Raw genomic sequence first — 15,404 nt, 5'->3', positions numbered from 1 at the left:
AGGGAATCGCGGCTTCGTCGAGTGTCTTAGCTCAGCGGCGGTCGAGGTCGACCAGGCCCAGCTTCGCGGCCTTGACCAGGCGGCGCGGCATGCGCTGGGTCACGCCGTTGATCTTCTCTTCCTGCAGCGGGGCGTTGTCCGCCTTCCACTGCGAACGACGACTGCGGGTGTTCGCCCGCGACATCCGGCGCTTCGGTACTGCCATGGTTCCAGCCCTTCTCTACTAGCTCTATCCTGCGTGCGCGAGTGGGGTTCGGGGTACCCGATCCGGCCGACTCGCGGCCAAGTCTCGCTGAGGTGTTGCGCGCTACCCGCGCAACACACAACCAGAACAGACTAACGGCCGCGGGTGCCCGGTGGCAAAACGCGGCGCCAGGCACCTTTAGACTGGCGGCAGTGTCAGGCGTCGTCTCGGGTTTCACCGTCATCCTCATCGTGGTCGTGATCGGCTGGCTGCTCGGCCGATTCGACGTCCTCGGTGAGCACGGGATCTCCGTCCTGGCCCGGCTGGTGTTCTTCGTGTGCACGCCAGCACTGATGATCACCTCGTTGACCAGCAACGATCTGTCCGTGGTCTTCTCCTCGACGTTGGCCGTCGCGGCGATCACCGCCGTGTCGGTGGGGGCGATCTACTTTCTCCTGGTCCGCCTGCTGTGGCGGCGGCCGGTGCCCGAGGCCGTGGTCGGCGCGCTCTCGTCGTCATACGTGAACAGCGTCAACCTGGGGCTGCCGATCGCACTGTTCGTGCTCGGCGATGCGTCGTTCATCGCACCGCTGCTGCTGTTCCAGATCATGCTGTACTCGCCGGTGGCACTGACCGTGCTCGACCTCACCGCGCTCGACGCGGCGCACCGGGGGTCGCTGTGGCGCACCATCGGTACCCCGCTGAGCAACCCGATCGTGATCGGCGGCCTGATCGGTCTGGCGCTGTCGCTGGCCGGTGTGCACCTGCCCGCGGCGGTGTTCTCGCCGCTGGACATGCTGGGAAAGGCCTCCGTTCCGCTCGCCCTGCTGGCCTTCGGATTGTCGTTGACGGGGGTGAAGGTGTTCGCCAAGGGCGCGGCGCCGCGCCAGGACATCGCGCTAGCGAGCGTGCTGAAGATGCTGGTCATGCCGGCGCTCGCCTACGTGCTGGCCCGGTGGGGCTTCGGCATGACCGGCCACCACCTGTTCGCGCAGGTGGTGATCGCCGCCCTGCCGACCGCGCAGAACGTGCTGGTCTACGCGACTCGCTACTCCCGCGGCGAGATCCTGGCCCGGGACAGCGCCCTGGTCACCACCATCGCGTCGATCCCGGTGATCGCCCTGCTGGCCGTCGTGCTGACGTAGCGGCTCGGCGCATCGTGACCCGACCGTGGCGTAGCTTTCGGTGATGTGCCGCCGAAATGCCGGCGACCTGCGGTTTCACCGAGGACGACGGGTTCCCCGGCAAAGCTACGTCACGGTACGGTCAGCTCCGTCAGAGAGTCGTGAGGCAGTAGACGCGCGCCGTGGACTCCGCCCGCCGGCACAGCTCGCGCAGGGCGGTCGCCACCGCCAGCAGCACCTCGGGCTCGGCCTGCCCCCAGAACTCCTCGGCCTGCGACCACGGACCGGCCGCTCGTTCCAGCGCACCGTCGTCGGCGCCCAGCAGTGCGGCCACCGTGCCGTCCGCGACCGCCAGCACCGCCTGCTCGCCCGGATCACCGGCGACGACCCGCCCGCAGTCGGGGCGGTCGATCAGCGCGATCGCGGCCTCGTCCGGCAGGCCCCGGAGCAGGGCTTCCAGCGTGGTCAGTTCGACGACGGGGTCGGGCCCCAGGACCGGACCGCCGAGGACGAAGCCGTCGTCGAGCGGCCCGAGCACCACTCCGAGGCCCACTCCCAGGACCCGCGCCGCGGCGGTGTCGTCGGCCGCCGCGAAGTACTCGTTCGTCACGCCCATCCGCGCGGGCCTCAGTTCGCGCGACGGGGGCCGGTGTCGTCGCCGCGGCCCACGCGCCGGGTGTCGACCCCGCCCATCAGCGCGAAACCGCGGATCACGATGCGCGGAGCGCCGGGCTGGCCGGGGCCCGCCGCGCGCCCGGAGAAGCCGCCCATGATGCCCGAGCCGTGGACCTCGACGGTCACATCGGTCGGCACGGTGATCCGGATCCCGCCCATGATCGCCTGGCACGAGATCTCCAGGATCGGGGAGGTGAACTCGACGTCGCGCAGGTCGATCTCGGCGCCGCCCATGAACGCCACCACCGACAGGTGAGCGCCGACCACCGCGCCACCGCTGATCTCGCTGCCCGACATGATGGCGACGGCCCGAGTCACCGGGGCGGCGCCCGAATCGCTCACCCGGGTCTCGTTCAGTGTCACGTCGGCCACGGCGCCGGTCAGCCGGTTCATCGGAAGGTCGGCGCACAGGGCGTCCAGGTCGGCGAGGGTGGTCGCCGCCATCGCCGTACCGGCCCGGTCGGTGTACTCCTCGGGGGTCAGCGCACCCACGCTCATCGCGGCCGAGAGAAAGGCGTGCGCCTCCTCGCGGTCCGCGTTGCTGGCGCGAATCCCGGCGCGCTGGTCGTTCCCGATCGGCGCCGGGTAGTACTTGCCGTGCTGCGGTTGGGTCACGCTTGTCAGTGTATGTGCGCGGGAGTGGTCTCGACTCCGCTCGACCGTCATGGGAGTCAGTGGTCTCGACTCCGCTCGACCGTCATGGGAGTCAGTGGCGCGAGCGGAGGTAGTCGCCCACGACGGCGGCGCCCAGGCCGTCGAGGTCCGGACTCACCACGCGGCCGCCGATGCGGCGGGCGATCTGGTCGACGAAGCGGGCGAGCCCGGGGTCGTCGCCCAGTTTGAAGAAGGTCACCTGGGCACCCATCCGGGACAGGTGGTCGAGTTCGCGGACGGTGAGGCCGATGGTCTGCGGGTGCGGCGGGTAGTAGAAGAACGGTTCCCCGCCCGAGTCGAGATGCGCGGTCGGCTCGCCATCGGTCACCACCAGCACCACCGGCTGCGCGTTCGGGAAGCGCCGCAGATGCCGCTGCGCCAGCAGCAGCGCGTGATGCAGGTTGGTGCCCTGCTCCATCCGGGGTTCCAGCGAGGTCAGTTCGTTGACGTCGGTGTCGCGGGCGTAGCGGCCGAACTCGATCAGGTGCAGTTCGTCGGAACGGAACCGCGTCGAGATCAGCTGGTTCAACGCGAGGGCCGTGCGCTTCATCGGCGTCCAGCGACCCTCCATCACCATCGAGAACGACGTGTCGACCAGCAGGACGACGGCGGCCTGCGGGCGTGCCTGCGTGTCGGTCACCTCGACGTCGCCCATGTCGATGCGCACACCACGAGAGGCCATGTCCGCCAGCGGATCCGATCCGGGCGGGGCCTCGGCGACGGTCCGCAGCACCGAGTTCCCGATGGTGCGCGTGACATCCCAGGGCTCGGTGTCGCCGTACGCCCATTCGCGCGTGGCGCCGGTCGGCTCACCGAGCCGGCCCGCGACGTCGGCGTCGCGCTCCCCCGCTCGCGACGACAGCTGCGCGGCGATGTCACGCAGAATCGCCTGCCCGAGCTGACGCATCGCCTTGGGCGACAACCGCAGCTGCCCGTCCGGGTCGCGCTGGAAGAAGCCTTGCTCACGCAGTGCCCGGTCGAGTTCGGCGAGTGTCCGCGCGTCGGCGGCGGCCTCGTCGCCGAGCTGCCGGGTGAGGGCGTCGAGGTCGATGTCCTCCAGCTGCGCCCCGGCGTAGCCCTGGGAAAGCTGTTCGGCCAGGTCTTCCAGCTCCCCGATGTCGCGCAGGGCGGCGGCGCCCTCGCCGAGTCCCATCGGGTTGTCGCCGGAGAAGCGCTGCCCGCCATCCCAATCCAGGTCCGGCCGCGCCTCCCGTAGCGCCGCATCCATCTGCGACAGCTGCCCCATCAACTGCGGTGAGCCGAACGCCTGCTGCGAGAGTTCCGCCAGTTCGGCCTGCTGCTCCGGGGTGAGCGAGTTGAAGAACTGCTGCGCCGCCGCCGATCTGCGTGCCAGCGCGTCGATCAGTTCCTCGGTGTTCTCCGGATTCTCCGGAAAGAACTCCCCGTGCTTGTTCATGAACTCGGCGAACCGCTCGGTGGTGTCCTCGCCGCGGTTGTGGGCGTCGAGAAGCTCGTTCAGGTCGCTGAGCATCTCCGAGATCGCTTGGCGGTCTTGCTCATTCGCGCCTTCGAGCGCCTGCTTCATCCCGGCGAACCGCTGGTCCAGGAGTTCCCGGCCGAGGAGGTCGGCGATCTGCTGGTACTTCTCCCGCGCCTCGGAGCTGCGCCACTGGTAGTCGGCCAGTTCGCGCACGGCCTGCGCCGTCGACGACGGGAGCGCGCCGATCTGCATCTCGGCGAACCGGGCCTCGTCGTCGAGGTCCCGGGCGAGCTGCTTGCGTTCGGCGAGCACCGCCTCGTCGAGCAGTTTCCGGATGTCGCCGAAGGTGCCGTCGAGGTTGCGTTCGCGCAGGAGTTCCCGGCGCCGCCGGTTGGCGAGTTCGGCGAGCCGGTCGAGCCCGCGGGTGGTGCCGTCGCCGCGGCGCAGGAATTCGCGCAGCGCCCGCTCCGGCGACACCCCGGACATCACGTCCTCGCCGATCGCGTCCAGCGCCGACCGCAGATCCACCGGCGGCGCCAGCGGATCAGGGCCACCGGTGTAGCGCCGGTAGCGGGTGCGGTGATAGCGGTCAGGACTCATCGTCGGGCTGCTCGACGTGGTAGACGGTGCGGCCGCGCTCGTCGGGCTCCTTGCCGATGCGGCGCGCCAGATACAGCCCCTCGAGGGCGAATTCGAGGGCGCTCGCGCGTTCGGCGTCGTCGATCTCGAGTTGCTCGGCCAGCTCGTCGAGCAGATCGGTGACGGCATCGTCGTCGAGCGCGTCGAGCACCTGCGCGGCCGGGATCCGGTCGCCGGTGAGCACCGCGTCGCCTCCTTCCAGCCGCTCGACGAGCGGTCGCATGTCGATGCCGCCGAGGCCCGCGCGGACCGCGTCGGCGGTGGCCTTGCGCAGGAGGTATTCCAGGATCTCCAGTTCGCGGCCCTCTTCACCGGACTCGAACTCGACCTTGCCGCGCAGCACCTCGATCACCGATTCGAGGTCGATCGGCCGGGCGACGGCGATCTCTTCGCCGGTCACCGTCGCGCGGTGGAGCGCCGCCGCGGCGACGGTCTCCGCCCCGGCGATGGAGAAGCGCGCCGAGACACCGGAGCGCTGGTCGATCGACGGGTGGTCGCGCAGGTAGCGGGTGAACCTCGCGAGGATCTCGATGAGGAAGCCCGGCACCGTCGCGACGAGGTCGGCCTCCTGCTCGATGACGTCGATCTCGTCGTCCAGCTCCAGCGGGTAGTGGGTGCGGATCTCGGCGCCGAAGCGGTCCTTGAGCGGGGTGATGATGCGGCCGCGGTTGGTGTAGTCCTCGGGGTTGGCGCTGGCCAGGACGAGGACGTCGAGCGGCAGGCGCAGGTTGTAGCCGCGGACCTGGATGTCGCGCTCCTCCATCACGTTGAGCATGGAGACCTGGATGCGTTCGGCGAGGTCGGGCAGCTCGTTGATGACGATGAGCCCGCGGTGCGCGCGCGGGATGAGGCCGAAATGGATGGTCTCCGGATCGCCGAGGCTGCGGCCGGCGGCCACCTTCATCGGGTCGATGTCGCCGACGAGGTCGGCCACCGAGGTGTCCGGGGTGGCGAGCTTCTCGCTGTATCGCTCGCTGCGGTGACGCCATTCGACGGGCAGGTCGTCGCCGAGCCCGGCGGCGCGGCGGATCGATTCGGGGAGGATCGGCGAATACGGGTGCTCGTCGAGCTCGGAGCCGGCGATCACCGGCGTCCACTCGTCGAGCAGATTCGGCAGCGTGCGGAGGAGTCGGGTCTTGCCCTGGCCGCGCTCGCCGAGGAGCACCACGTCGTGCCCGGCGATCAGGGCCCGCTCCAACTGTGGGACCACCGTGGACTCGAAGCCCACGATCCCTTCCCACGGGTCGTCCCCGGCGCGCAGGGCGGTGAGCAGGTTGTGCCGGATCTCGTCCCGGACGTCGCGTTCGACGTGCCCGGAGGCGCGAAGTTCGCCGAGTGTCGCGGCGGTCGGAGCGGAGGATTTCGCGGAGTGGTGCGCAGTCTCGAATGCCACGATTCCACGCTACTCGCCGATCCCGCGGGTAGCGTCGATCTCATGGCCTGGGACTCGCTGCAGATGTACTCCAACGGACTCGATTTCTTCGGCGAGGTGGTCGACGCGGTGCCCGCCGAAGGGTGGGGCCGGCCGTCGCCGTGCGCCGGTTGGACGGCGCTCGACGTCCTCGGTCACGTCGGCGCGGCCACCGCGATGGGCGCCGCGATCCTCGCCGGTGAACCGGTGGAGTTCACCCGCGTCGATCCGCCGGGTGGGGCGGTGACCGGCGACCCCGGCACGTGGTGGGCGCAGGTGGAGGCCGCCGCCCGCGACGCCGCGACCTCGGTGGACGACCTCGATCGGGTGGTGGATTCACCGCGGGGACCGCGCACCATCGAAGAGGGTTTGAGTTTCCCGGCCGCCGACCTGTTCCTGCACGGCTGGGACATCGCCGCCGCGACCGGCCGCCGGGTGGAGATCCCCGGCGAAGCCGTCGACTTCATCCGCGGCATGTTCAAGGACATGCCCGCCGAGATCTACCGCGGCCCCGGGATCTTCGGTCCCGAGGTCCACGCCGGTCACGGCGCCTCGGCCACCGACAAGCTGATCGCCTTCACCGGCCGGGACCCGCACTTCGGCTCCTGATAGGGCCTCGTCGTGCACGAGCCCGGCGGGCTGCGCAACCGCGATCAGCGCAGGCCGACGAGCTCGCCGCGGAATGGTAAGTCGAACGGCAATTTGTAGCCGAACGGCCCCGACTCGCACCGGACGATAAGCGATCCCGGTACGCCGACGAGATCGGTGATCTTGGACGACTCCTGATCGCCGATGCATGGTGAAGCTCGATACGTCAGCGCGTTCGACTGTCCCGTATCGACCACGGTCAGGCCGTGCACGCGCGCGAGGATCAGCCGGTCCTCCACCCAGGCGAACGCTCCAATCACCACGCCGATGCCTCTCAGCGTTCCGTTCACCACTCCCTCGTCGGGTAGCAGGAGACTCGTGCTCTGGTGCTTCCGCAGCGAACGGAGCTCCAGCACGTCCCGCCCCCATTCGCTGCCCGGCCGCTTCTGCTGGACGACCACCGGCAGGAGACCGTTGTGCGCAGTCCCGACCAGCGCCATCCGGACCCGACTCGTGGAGACTTCGAACTGATCGATGACCGATCCGCTGCGTCCGTCGATCACCGCCACCGAAGTCGGGACGATCTTGTCTCCGCTCTGACGACCCGACGGAGTGGAGGTCACCACGAGCAGACCCGCTCCGGCGTCCCACATATTGTCGAATCTGAAACCCGCTGGCGAGGGAATCGTCAACACGCGGTTGGTGCCACCCGGCCCGGAGATGTCGATCCGATCGGTGTCGCAAACACGTCGCGCCGTGTACTCGGCCGTCGCGAGCAGCGCGGCACACTGATCGTCGTCGTGAATCCAGGTGGCCGACCGCTCGTCCATATTCCGGCGGTCCTTTCCCGGGATCGCAGCCGATTCGGCTGCCGACCGCCAGCGCATGCGGCCACTGACCGCGTCGAGTCCCACCGTGAATATCCCGCTGGTCACCACCACTTCGCGGCCGGCATCGCGGACCGTAATGCTGCGGACCTCGCGGGACTTCTGACTGGGTTCCGGCGGATACCCGTCGAACCCGAACGACCACCTGCGCTGCCCGGTGCGCCCGTCGTACGCGGTCATCGGGCTGCCGTCGACCAAGAAGCCGCCCTCGATCGGGTACACGTCGGCGTCGTACTCGAGTCGTTTCCGGAACGCGACCTCGTCGATTCCGGTGAGCGGCGCGGACTCGGCGGGGGCGGCCGTGGTCGGTGACGACCGCCACGGCGTCGCGGGTGCGGAGCCGACCGCCATCCCGACCGCAAGGGTCCACACCACGGCCATCGCCAGCCCGGCGTAACCGGCCGCACGCAATCGCCTTGTCCGGTCTGGACGGGGCGCAATAGCCGTCGCCAGCGCGACACCGAGCAACGACACCGCACCGGCCGTCAACGACAAGGTTGCCAGCAAGGCGCTGTGCCGCGAATCGAGGAAGGCGATCGTCGCCAATGAATGACTGAGGTGGACAGTCCGGATGCCGAGAACCACCACAGCGATCACTCCGGCGACCGTCGCGGCGCTGCGCCGCGCACGCCGTACCGGTGCGAGGGCGAGAGCGATCGACAGCACCACGGCGACAAGAGCGAATATCGCCGTCCACCGCACTTGTCCTTGGACGGCGGGAGCCGAGGAGAGTCCGCCGGACCACACCAGCGCCAACACGGCCAGGACGCCGGCGACGAGGGCCGAGGCGAGCGCGGCACCGCGGGCCATCGGGTTCGATTCGGTCATCACGCCACCCCGGGGAAGTAGGTCAATCGTCCGGACCCGTGCTCGGCGAGTACGCCACCGGGTACGTCGTAAATCCGCACGTAGCCGTCGAAGGACTGCACCCGGTGCGTCTTCCGGTCGGTGACGACGAGCCGTCCGTCCTTGATCGTCAGGACCTGGTCGGCCAGCGTGATCACCGGCGACTCGGTCGTCGACGGTCGCATCAACGGATCGTCGGTACCAAGGCCGCCCATTCGGCGGTACCAGCGTTTCGGCCCCGCCGCGCCGGTGGCGCCGTCGATGCGCTGCTCGTAGAAATGGTCGTCCACGCAGGTTGCCTCGACGACGACACCGCCGGCATCGTCCGACACCCTGATCGGTGCGCAGTCGGCCGCGAACTCATGACGGTGGCGCGGCTTCCCTGTTCGCGGGTCGAGGATCAGGAGCGCGCGACCGAGATCGACGACTTCCGTCAGGGTCGACGCCGTTGGCAGGCCGTCCTCTCGCTCGAGGTACGGATACACCCTGGCGAGGTCCGGATACACCCTGGACATGTCTTCCGGAGCACGCTCCCACAGCGTCCGGCCGGTCCTCGCATCGATGCCGGACAGCCCGGCGCGGGTCGCGATCAGCACCACGCCCGCCTCCGGGATGGAGCCGATCGAAAAGGACCGGCCCACCCCACCGGGAGGGTTCGCCGTCCAGCGCACGGACCCGTCGAGGTTGAACATGGCGGCCCGCTCGGAGTCGAGGAGCAGAATTCCCGAGCCGATGATCGTCGCGTTCCCGGAGAGGCTGACGATATCGGGAAGTTCCTTCCCCGGAAGCTTCACCGCGGCCGGGGGTGCCTGCGGCGCCGGGTCCGGTATCCGGATGCGGTCGATGACGACACGTGAGGTGTCCGCCGGCTGTCCACGCCACGGCTGGACCACCCCGATCAAGGTCACCGACACCACGCCGACCACGACGGCCGTCAGGAGCACCACGCTCCGGCGGATCGGCGCCTTCACCACGTCGACGACCCCGATGAACCAGCCGAGGATGGCGCCGAGTCCCACGATGGCCAGCCAGAACGCCGCGAGTCCCCGCAGCCGGGCGCTCCCGGAGATCACCTTGTCGTCGTGACCGGAGTCGCCGCCGGGGAGGCCGAAGTACAGGGAGAACACCACTGTCAGTAGCAGCGCGGTGCCCGCGGCAATCAGGATCGCGCACGCGGCGGTGTCTTTCCGCAGCTTCGGCAGCACCGCGATCACCGCGCCGACGAGCAGGACCAGCGCCGCGGCGAACAGGATGATCGCGTTCGTCGGCACGCGGCTGACGTCGGAGAGGGTCACCCCGTGCTCGGTGACGTCGTCGGTGCCGCGGATGCTCAGGACCGCCATTGTCATCGCGGCAGGCAACAGGCCGAATCCAACACCCAATGCGCCGCGCAGGGCGCGGCGACCCAGGCGGATCAGCGCGTCGTTTACTTGCTCACCCCACTGCTCCGATCCCGAAACTCCGCGCGACTCCGCAGGCAATGCTCGTCCCCCCACCGAAATTGTTCACAAACGGGGCAAGCGTACCGATGCGAGCGATCGTCCCCGCCGACACCCCGCGTCGTCGTGCACGACGACGGCACGATAGCCGGTCACACGTGCCTATCTGACCTGAGTTCGCGCGGCTTCGATCCGGAGCAGCACCGCGGGCGGGCCTTGATCGTTTGTCGGTGCGTTGTCGCTCAGAGTGGGCAGAACTCGATCGTGCAGCGCCGGCGTCGGTGTGACGACAGCGTCGTCGGCCGGTCACCCCTGGGTGCTGGGACGCCTGATCTGCCCACTCTGAGCGACAACAACTCCCTTGCGCGAGGCCGGTCGGCGTCCCGCGATCACGTCAACATCCTCGCCTCGACGTCTGCGATAGGGCGACACCGGCCTGGATTAGTGCCTGAACCGCCGAAACAGAGACCTCCTGACCAGCGCCAATCGCTCCTGAACCGTCGAATCTGTGCTCAGGTGCGCGAACTCAGGCCTGAATCGTGATGCGCCGGGGTGCCGTCGACGCGGTCAAGGCGGGGCAGGCCGGGGCGATGCACGGCGTGTCCTTCCGGGACGAACTGGCGGCACTGGGGATCGACGCGATGCAGCGGCGCAGGATGCTCGCGGCCGGGTCACTGACGTCGCCGCGGAAGGACTGGTACGGGCCGCGGGCGCATGGATCACGATCCGGCTCACCTACGACGACGCCCTCTTCGGCTGGGACGAGGTGGTCGAGGACATCCGGGCGATCACCGGCTCCTGGCGGCACCGGCCGCACACCACCCCCGCATGACACCGGCACCATGGCAGCTCACGTGTGCACATATGGACCGTGAGCCGTCAGAGCGGCGCCGTCAGACAAAGCACCTCGTCACGCTGGGTCCAGGTAGGGCTCGATCGGGCCGTTCGGGCCGACCGGGAGGTCGCCGCGCAGGGTGACCCGATGCATCAGGCGCCGCTGGGTGTAGTCCCGGTTGGCGTAGTGGGCGGTGCTGCGGTTGTCCCAGAGCACCAGGTCGCCGAGGCGCCAGCGGTGCCGCACGAGGTGCTCTGGCTTGGTGAGGTGCGCATAGAAGACGTCGAGCAGCCCCCGGCTCTCCGCGTCCGACACGCCCTCGATGTGCGAGGTGAAGCCGGGGTTCACGAACAGGCTGCGACGGCCGGTCTCCGGGTGGATCCGGACCACCGGGTGCCGGACCGGGCGCAGGTCGCGGACCTGTTCACCGTCCCAGACGTTGCCCGACCCGCCGCGGCGCTGGCGCAGGTAGTAGCCGAATTCGCGGTTCCCGTCGTGCACGGCCACCAGCTGATCGGCGAGCCGTCGCAGCGGCGCCGAGAGCGAGGCGTACGCGGCCTCCGCGTCGGCCCAGCTGGTGTCCCCGCCGGTGTCGGGCAGGATCAGCGGCCGCAGGACCGACGCGGCCGGCGGACGCGGCATGAAGGTGACATCGGTGTGCCAGACGTCGGCGAAACCGCCGTCGGCGCTGTCGAGTTCGTACACCTCGTCAGGCACGTCGCCGCTGTCCCAGACCGGATGCCCGAAGGTCACGTCACCCAGACGGCGGGCGAAATCGATGTGCGCGGCGTCGTCGATCGCCTGGTCGCGCAGGATCAGCACCTTGAATTCGGTGAGCGCCGCGCGGATCGCGGCGACCTGGGCGTCGTCGACGGCGGCGACGTCGACGCCGTGCAGCCGCGCACCGAGGTTCGGGCCGAGACGTTCGACGTCGAACTCGACTCCGCGGCTGCGCGCGGCCGGGGCGGTGATGATGGCGGTCATGATCGTTGTCCTCTCTCGGCTGCGGCGGCCGCCGCCTTGACGGCCGTCGCGATCTCGGTCCGGAGCCGGTGGTAGTCACCGGTCTCCCGCAGGGCATCGGGGTCGACGCCGGTGCGTGGCAGCGTCGAGCGCAGATCGGCGACGATCCGGCCGGGCCGGCCGGACAGCACGACGATCCGCGTCCCGAGGAAGGCCGCCTCGTCCGGGCTGTGGGTCACGAAGATCGTCGTGCGGCCCGATTCGGCGCCGACCCGGCGCACGTCCGCCTGGAGTCGTTCGCGGGTGAGCGCGTCGAGGGCGGCGAAGGGCTCGTCCATGAGGAGCAGCGAGGTCGGCACCGCGAGCGCCCTGGCGATCGCGACACGTTGCTGCTGGCCGCCGGAGATCTCCCAGATCCGCCGGTCGCCGGTGCCGTGCAGCCCGACCCGTTCGAGCAGGTCGTCGGCGCGGGCGGCGCGCTCCGCACGCGGGACTCCGGCGTATTTCAGGGCCAGCGCGACGTTGCCGCGCACGGTCCGCCACGGGAACAGCCGGGGCTGCTGGAAGACCACCCCGGAGCTGTGTCCCGGCACCGGCGCCGCAGCGTCGACGAGCACCGTGCCGGCGGTCGCCGGCTCGAAGCCGGCGATCAGCCGCAGCAGCGTCGACTTGCCGCAACCGGACGGTCCGACGAGGACCACGAACTCCCCGGCCGGTACTTGCAGGTCCACCGGTCCGAGCGCGGTGACGCGCTGGTCGCCCTTGCCGTACTCGCGGACCGCACCGGTGATCGAGACCCGGCCCGCCGGGCGGTCCGCGGGTGCGCGGGTGGTGCCGCGTTCAGTGGACGTCGTCGAAGACACCGGGCAGTCCTTCCGTGTAGATCGCCGCGTCGAAGTCGGCTTGCGACGGCACCGAGGGGATCTGGTTCTGCTCCTTGAGGAACTCCGCGGCGGCGCGCAGATTGTGCGCGACATTGCCCGGATGCCCCTGCGTGCCCAGCCATTCCGGCGAGGCGATCTGCGCCGGAGTGAGGAAGATGCCCTGGCTCAGCTGTGCCGCGGCGTCGGCCTCGGTGGTGCCGATCTGCGCGGCGACCGCCTTCGCGGCGGCGGCCGGGTCGGACTTGATCAGGTTCAGGGCGCGGGCCTGCACCTGTCGCCAGGCGTCGACGACCTTCGGGTTCTTCGCGGCGAAGTCGCTGCGCACCACGCCCAGGTCGAGGGTCGGCTTGCCGTCGGTGGCCAGCTGGCGGCTGGAGATCAGCTGCTTGCCGGTCTTGCGCAACTCGTCGAGCGTCGGCAGCCAGGTGTAGACGGCGTCGACGTCCCCGCGCTGCCAGGCGGCGAGCGAGGCCTGCGGCTGCAGGTCGATGATGTCCACCGACTTCGGGTCGACGTGCGCCTGGGCCAGCGCGGCCAGCAGGCTGTAGTGCGCGGTGGACGCGAACGCCGTCGCCACGCGCTTGCCCTTCAGGTCCGCGACCGATTCGATACCGGTGCCGTTGCGGGCCACCAGCGCCTCGTTGTCGCCGGCGACGTCGAGCACGAAGGCCACCTTGTAGCCGATGCGCAGCGGGTCGGACAGACCCCGGGCGACCGGGCTGGACCCGATGGCGCCGAAGTCGACCTTCTTGGCGATGAACGCGGTGTTGATGTCGGCGCCCGAATCGAACTTGGTCCAGACGATGTTGTAGTCCGGGAGCGCCTCCTCCAGCCAGTGATTGTTCTTCACGATCAGGTCACCGCTCGGGAAGCTCTGGTACGCGAGCCGGATGGTCGGCTTGGACGAGTCGCCCGAGTTCGACACCGAGCAGCCGGTGACCGCGGCCAGCACCACGGCGATCACGGCGAGCAGCAGGTGGGGACGAATCTTCATGGGGGTCAAGCCTTTCCACGCCAGGGAACGACGCGCGTCTCGACGCCGCGCAGCACCCCGTCGATGATCAGTCCGGACAGGCCGATGGCGATGATGCCCACCAGCACTACCGGGGTGTTGTTGTAGTTGGAGGCGTCTTTGACCACGCCCCCGATTCCGGGAACTCCGTTGAACAGTTCGGCGGCGACCACCGACGAGTAGGCGATGCCGACCGACAGCCGGATGCCGGTGAAGGTCTCCGGGAGGGCGGCAGGCAGCACCACATCACGCAGCACCGCGCGCCGCGAGGCGCCGAGCGCCCGGGCCGCCTCCACCAGCGGGAGCGGCGTCGCGGCCACCGCGGACGTGGTGGCGACGGCGGCCGGCGGCAGCGCGGCGAGGGCCAGCAGGGTGATCTTCGGCGCTTCGTCGATGCCGAGCCAGATCACCAGCAGGAAGAAGTACGCGAGCGGTGGGAGCGCACGCAGGAAGGTCAGCCACGGCTCCAGCAGTCGTCGCACCCAGGGCACCGAGCCCATCGCGACGCCGAGCGCCACGCCCGCGGTCACACCGATCAGCACGCCGACGAAGACCCGCCGGAGCGTCATGTACAGGTGCTCGGCCAGGTAGTAGTCCGCGTAGCCGCGGACGCCGTCGTGCGTGGTCGACATGTCGACGAACGCGTCCCAGATCTTGCCGAGCGGCGGCACGAAGGTCTCCGACCAGATCCCGGAGATCGCGGCGAGCTGCCAGAGACCGAGAAAGATCAGGACCGAGGCGACCGGCAGGGCGACGGCTCGGCCGGCCCGGCGCCAGAGGGGCTGGTGGTCGCCCGAGCCGGGGCTCCGCTCGCCCGGCTGCACGGCGGCATCCGGCAGAGCGAGGCCCGCGGCCGGGTGGTTGGTCAGTGAGGTCACCCGACAAGGTGTACGCGGCCTCCGCCGGTGAGCCCATGCTTGGAATCAGGGCGCGCGCAACCCCGTCGTGCGTTACCCGATAGCGCCGTCGACGTAGTACCAGCGGCCGTCCTCGCGGACGAAGCGGCTGAGTTCACGCAGCTCTCCGCGGCCGTCGGGACCGCGGCAGACGGCGGTGAACCCCACCGTGCCCTCGGTATCGAAAGGCCCACCGCCACTCCATGATTCGACATTCAGGTGAAGCCATCGCTGCTGTGGATCGAGGTCGAGCGATGCCGGCCTGGTGCTCGGATGCCAGGTGTCGAGCAGGTGCGCGACGTCGCCCAGAGCGAACGCCGTGTAGCGGCTGCGCATGAGCGCCCGGGCCGTCGGCGCCGGCGCCCCGCCGCCCCCGGCGAGGTAGCGGAGGCAGCAGGCCCCGAGGGTGTCGCCGCTCCCGCACGGACAACGACTGCTCTCCGACCATGCCCGTTCACCCATGCCGCTCACGCTACCGATCCGGCGTTGACAGCCCGGCATCGAGGTGTCATGGTTAGTTAGTCAAGTAAGTAACCAAGGGAGTCGACGATGAAGGACGACGGCGGGCCGCTCTTCCAGCAGATCGCCGACCGGGTCGCGGACTCGATCGTCGACGGATCACTGGCCGAGGAGACCCGCGCGCCGTCGACCAACGAGCTGGCGGCCTTCTACCGGGTCAACCCGGCCACCGCCGCGAAGGGCATCACCCTGCTCGTCGAGCAGGGGGTGCTCTACAAGCGCCGCGGCATCGGCATGTTCGTCGCCGACGGCGCCCGCGACCGGCTGCGGCGGGAGCGGCAGGAGTCGTTCGCCGTCCGATACCTCGATCCCCTGCTCGTCGAGGCCGCCCGGCTCGGCCTCGACGCCGGGGACGTCATCGACCTCATCCACCGGCGCAGCACCGACGCCACCGAAAAGGAGTAGCA

General features: G+C 69.8%; 15 protein-coding genes. 3 read left to right on the top strand and 12 right to left on the bottom strand.

Annotated features, from left to right (window positions below; genetic code table 11):
- Nucleotides 1-31 precede the first annotated feature (31 nt).
- Entirely contained in the window at nucleotides 32-205 is a 174-nt protein-coding gene (gene rpmF / locus ACSEEN_RS01300; RefSeq protein WP_247866494.1) for a 50S ribosomal protein L32, read from the bottom strand.
- Nucleotides 206-396: 191 nt separating this feature from the next.
- Between rpmF and ACSEEN_RS01295 the strand changes: the two genes are divergently transcribed.
- Nucleotides 397-1,329 carry an AEC family transporter gene (locus ACSEEN_RS01295; RefSeq protein WP_440712058.1) on the top strand — a complete coding sequence of 311 codons (933 nt, stop codon included), beginning with the start codon at nucleotides 397-399 and terminating at the stop codon, nucleotides 1,327-1,329.
- 130 nt (nucleotides 1,330-1,459) lie between these two features.
- On the opposite strand, the gene ACSEEN_RS01290 is transcribed toward ACSEEN_RS01295, so the two are convergent.
- The 4 genes from ACSEEN_RS01290 to ACSEEN_RS01275 form a co-directional block, all read right to left on the bottom strand.
- On the bottom strand, nucleotides 1,460-1,924 hold the full coding sequence (locus tag ACSEEN_RS01290) for a hypothetical protein (RefSeq protein WP_440712057.1): 465 nt from the start codon (nucleotides 1,922-1,924) through the stop codon (nucleotides 1,460-1,462).
- A gap of 11 nt (nucleotides 1,925-1,935) precedes the next feature.
- On the bottom strand, nucleotides 1,936-2,598 hold the full coding sequence (locus ACSEEN_RS01285) for a DUF1707 SHOCT-like domain-containing protein (protein ID WP_247866491.1): 663 nt from the start codon (nucleotides 2,596-2,598) through the stop codon (nucleotides 1,936-1,938).
- Nucleotides 2,599-2,689: 91 nt separating this feature from the next.
- The gene (locus ACSEEN_RS01280; RefSeq protein WP_440712056.1) at nucleotides 2,690-4,678 is read right to left on the bottom strand and encodes a vWA domain-containing protein; all 1,989 of its coding nucleotides are present in this window, start codon (nucleotides 4,676-4,678) and stop codon (nucleotides 2,690-2,692) included.
- Nucleotides 4,668-6,110: a sigma 54-interacting transcriptional regulator gene (locus tag ACSEEN_RS01275; RefSeq protein ID WP_247866489.1), complete on the bottom strand. Its 1,443-nt coding sequence runs from the start codon at nucleotides 6,108-6,110 to the stop codon at nucleotides 4,668-4,670. Before ACSEEN_RS01275 ends, ACSEEN_RS01280 begins: the two co-directional genes overlap by 11 nt.
- Before the next feature lie 42 nt (nucleotides 6,111-6,152).
- Here ACSEEN_RS01275 and ACSEEN_RS01270 point away from each other — a divergent pair, with 42 nt between their 5' ends.
- Nucleotides 6,153-6,737: a TIGR03086 family metal-binding protein gene (locus ACSEEN_RS01270; RefSeq protein ID WP_440712055.1), complete on the top strand. Its 585-nt coding sequence runs from the start codon at nucleotides 6,153-6,155 to the stop codon at nucleotides 6,735-6,737.
- Between the two features lie 44 nt (nucleotides 6,738-6,781).
- On the opposite strand, the gene ACSEEN_RS01265 is transcribed toward ACSEEN_RS01270, so the two are convergent.
- The 7 genes from ACSEEN_RS01265 to ACSEEN_RS01235 all read right to left on the bottom strand — a co-directional run bounded on the left by ACSEEN_RS01265 (nucleotide 6,782) and on the right by ACSEEN_RS01235 (nucleotide 14,940).
- A complete protein-coding gene (locus ACSEEN_RS01265) occupies nucleotides 6,782-8,431 on the bottom strand; it encodes an ABC transporter permease family protein (protein WP_440712054.1) in 1,650 nt (549 codons plus the stop codon).
- Nucleotides 8,431-9,798: an outer membrane protein assembly factor BamB family protein gene (locus ACSEEN_RS01260; protein WP_440712053.1), complete on the bottom strand. Its 1,368-nt coding sequence runs from the start codon at nucleotides 9,796-9,798 to the stop codon at nucleotides 8,431-8,433. Before ACSEEN_RS01260 ends, ACSEEN_RS01265 begins: the two co-directional genes overlap by 1 nt.
- Nucleotides 9,799-10,798: 1,000 nt before the next feature.
- Nucleotides 10,799-11,707 carry a TauD/TfdA dioxygenase family protein gene (locus tag ACSEEN_RS01255; protein ID WP_440712052.1) on the bottom strand — a complete coding sequence of 303 codons (909 nt, stop codon included), beginning with the start codon at nucleotides 11,705-11,707 and terminating at the stop codon, nucleotides 10,799-10,801.
- Nucleotides 11,704-12,549 (bottom strand): ABC transporter ATP-binding protein, encoded by an 846-nt coding sequence (locus ACSEEN_RS01250; protein ID WP_440712051.1) that lies wholly within the window; start codon nucleotides 12,547-12,549, stop codon nucleotides 11,704-11,706. The genes ACSEEN_RS01255 and ACSEEN_RS01250 overlap by 4 nt, the downstream gene beginning before the upstream one ends.
- Nucleotides 12,527-13,564 carry a taurine ABC transporter substrate-binding protein gene (locus tag ACSEEN_RS01245; protein WP_298446575.1) on the bottom strand — a complete coding sequence of 346 codons (1,038 nt, stop codon included), beginning with the start codon at nucleotides 13,562-13,564 and terminating at the stop codon, nucleotides 12,527-12,529. Before ACSEEN_RS01245 ends, ACSEEN_RS01250 begins: the two co-directional genes overlap by 23 nt.
- Nucleotides 13,565-13,569: 5 nt before the next feature.
- Nucleotides 13,570-14,331, bottom strand: coding sequence for an ABC transporter permease (locus ACSEEN_RS01240; RefSeq protein ID WP_371307641.1), 762 nt, complete (start codon nucleotides 14,329-14,331; stop codon nucleotides 13,570-13,572).
- 201 nt (nucleotides 14,332-14,532) lie between these two features.
- Nucleotides 14,533-14,940 (bottom strand): YchJ family protein, encoded by a 408-nt coding sequence (locus ACSEEN_RS01235; RefSeq protein WP_247866485.1) that lies wholly within the window; start codon nucleotides 14,938-14,940, stop codon nucleotides 14,533-14,535.
- Nucleotides 14,941-15,027: 87 nt separating this feature from the next.
- On the opposite strand from ACSEEN_RS01235, the gene ACSEEN_RS01230 reads away from it, so the two are divergent.
- Nucleotides 15,028-15,402 (top strand): GntR family transcriptional regulator, encoded by a 375-nt coding sequence (locus ACSEEN_RS01230; RefSeq protein ID WP_440712050.1) that lies wholly within the window; start codon nucleotides 15,028-15,030, stop codon nucleotides 15,400-15,402.
- Nucleotides 15,403-15,404: the final 2 nt, after the last annotated feature.

The organism is Gordonia marina, assembly GCF_052036135.1.
GTDB lineage: Bacteria > Actinomycetota > Actinomycetes > Mycobacteriales > Mycobacteriaceae > Gordonia.
Note: the sequence above shows the minus strand (reverse complement) of the source record. Positions and strands in the feature narration are given on the sequence as shown.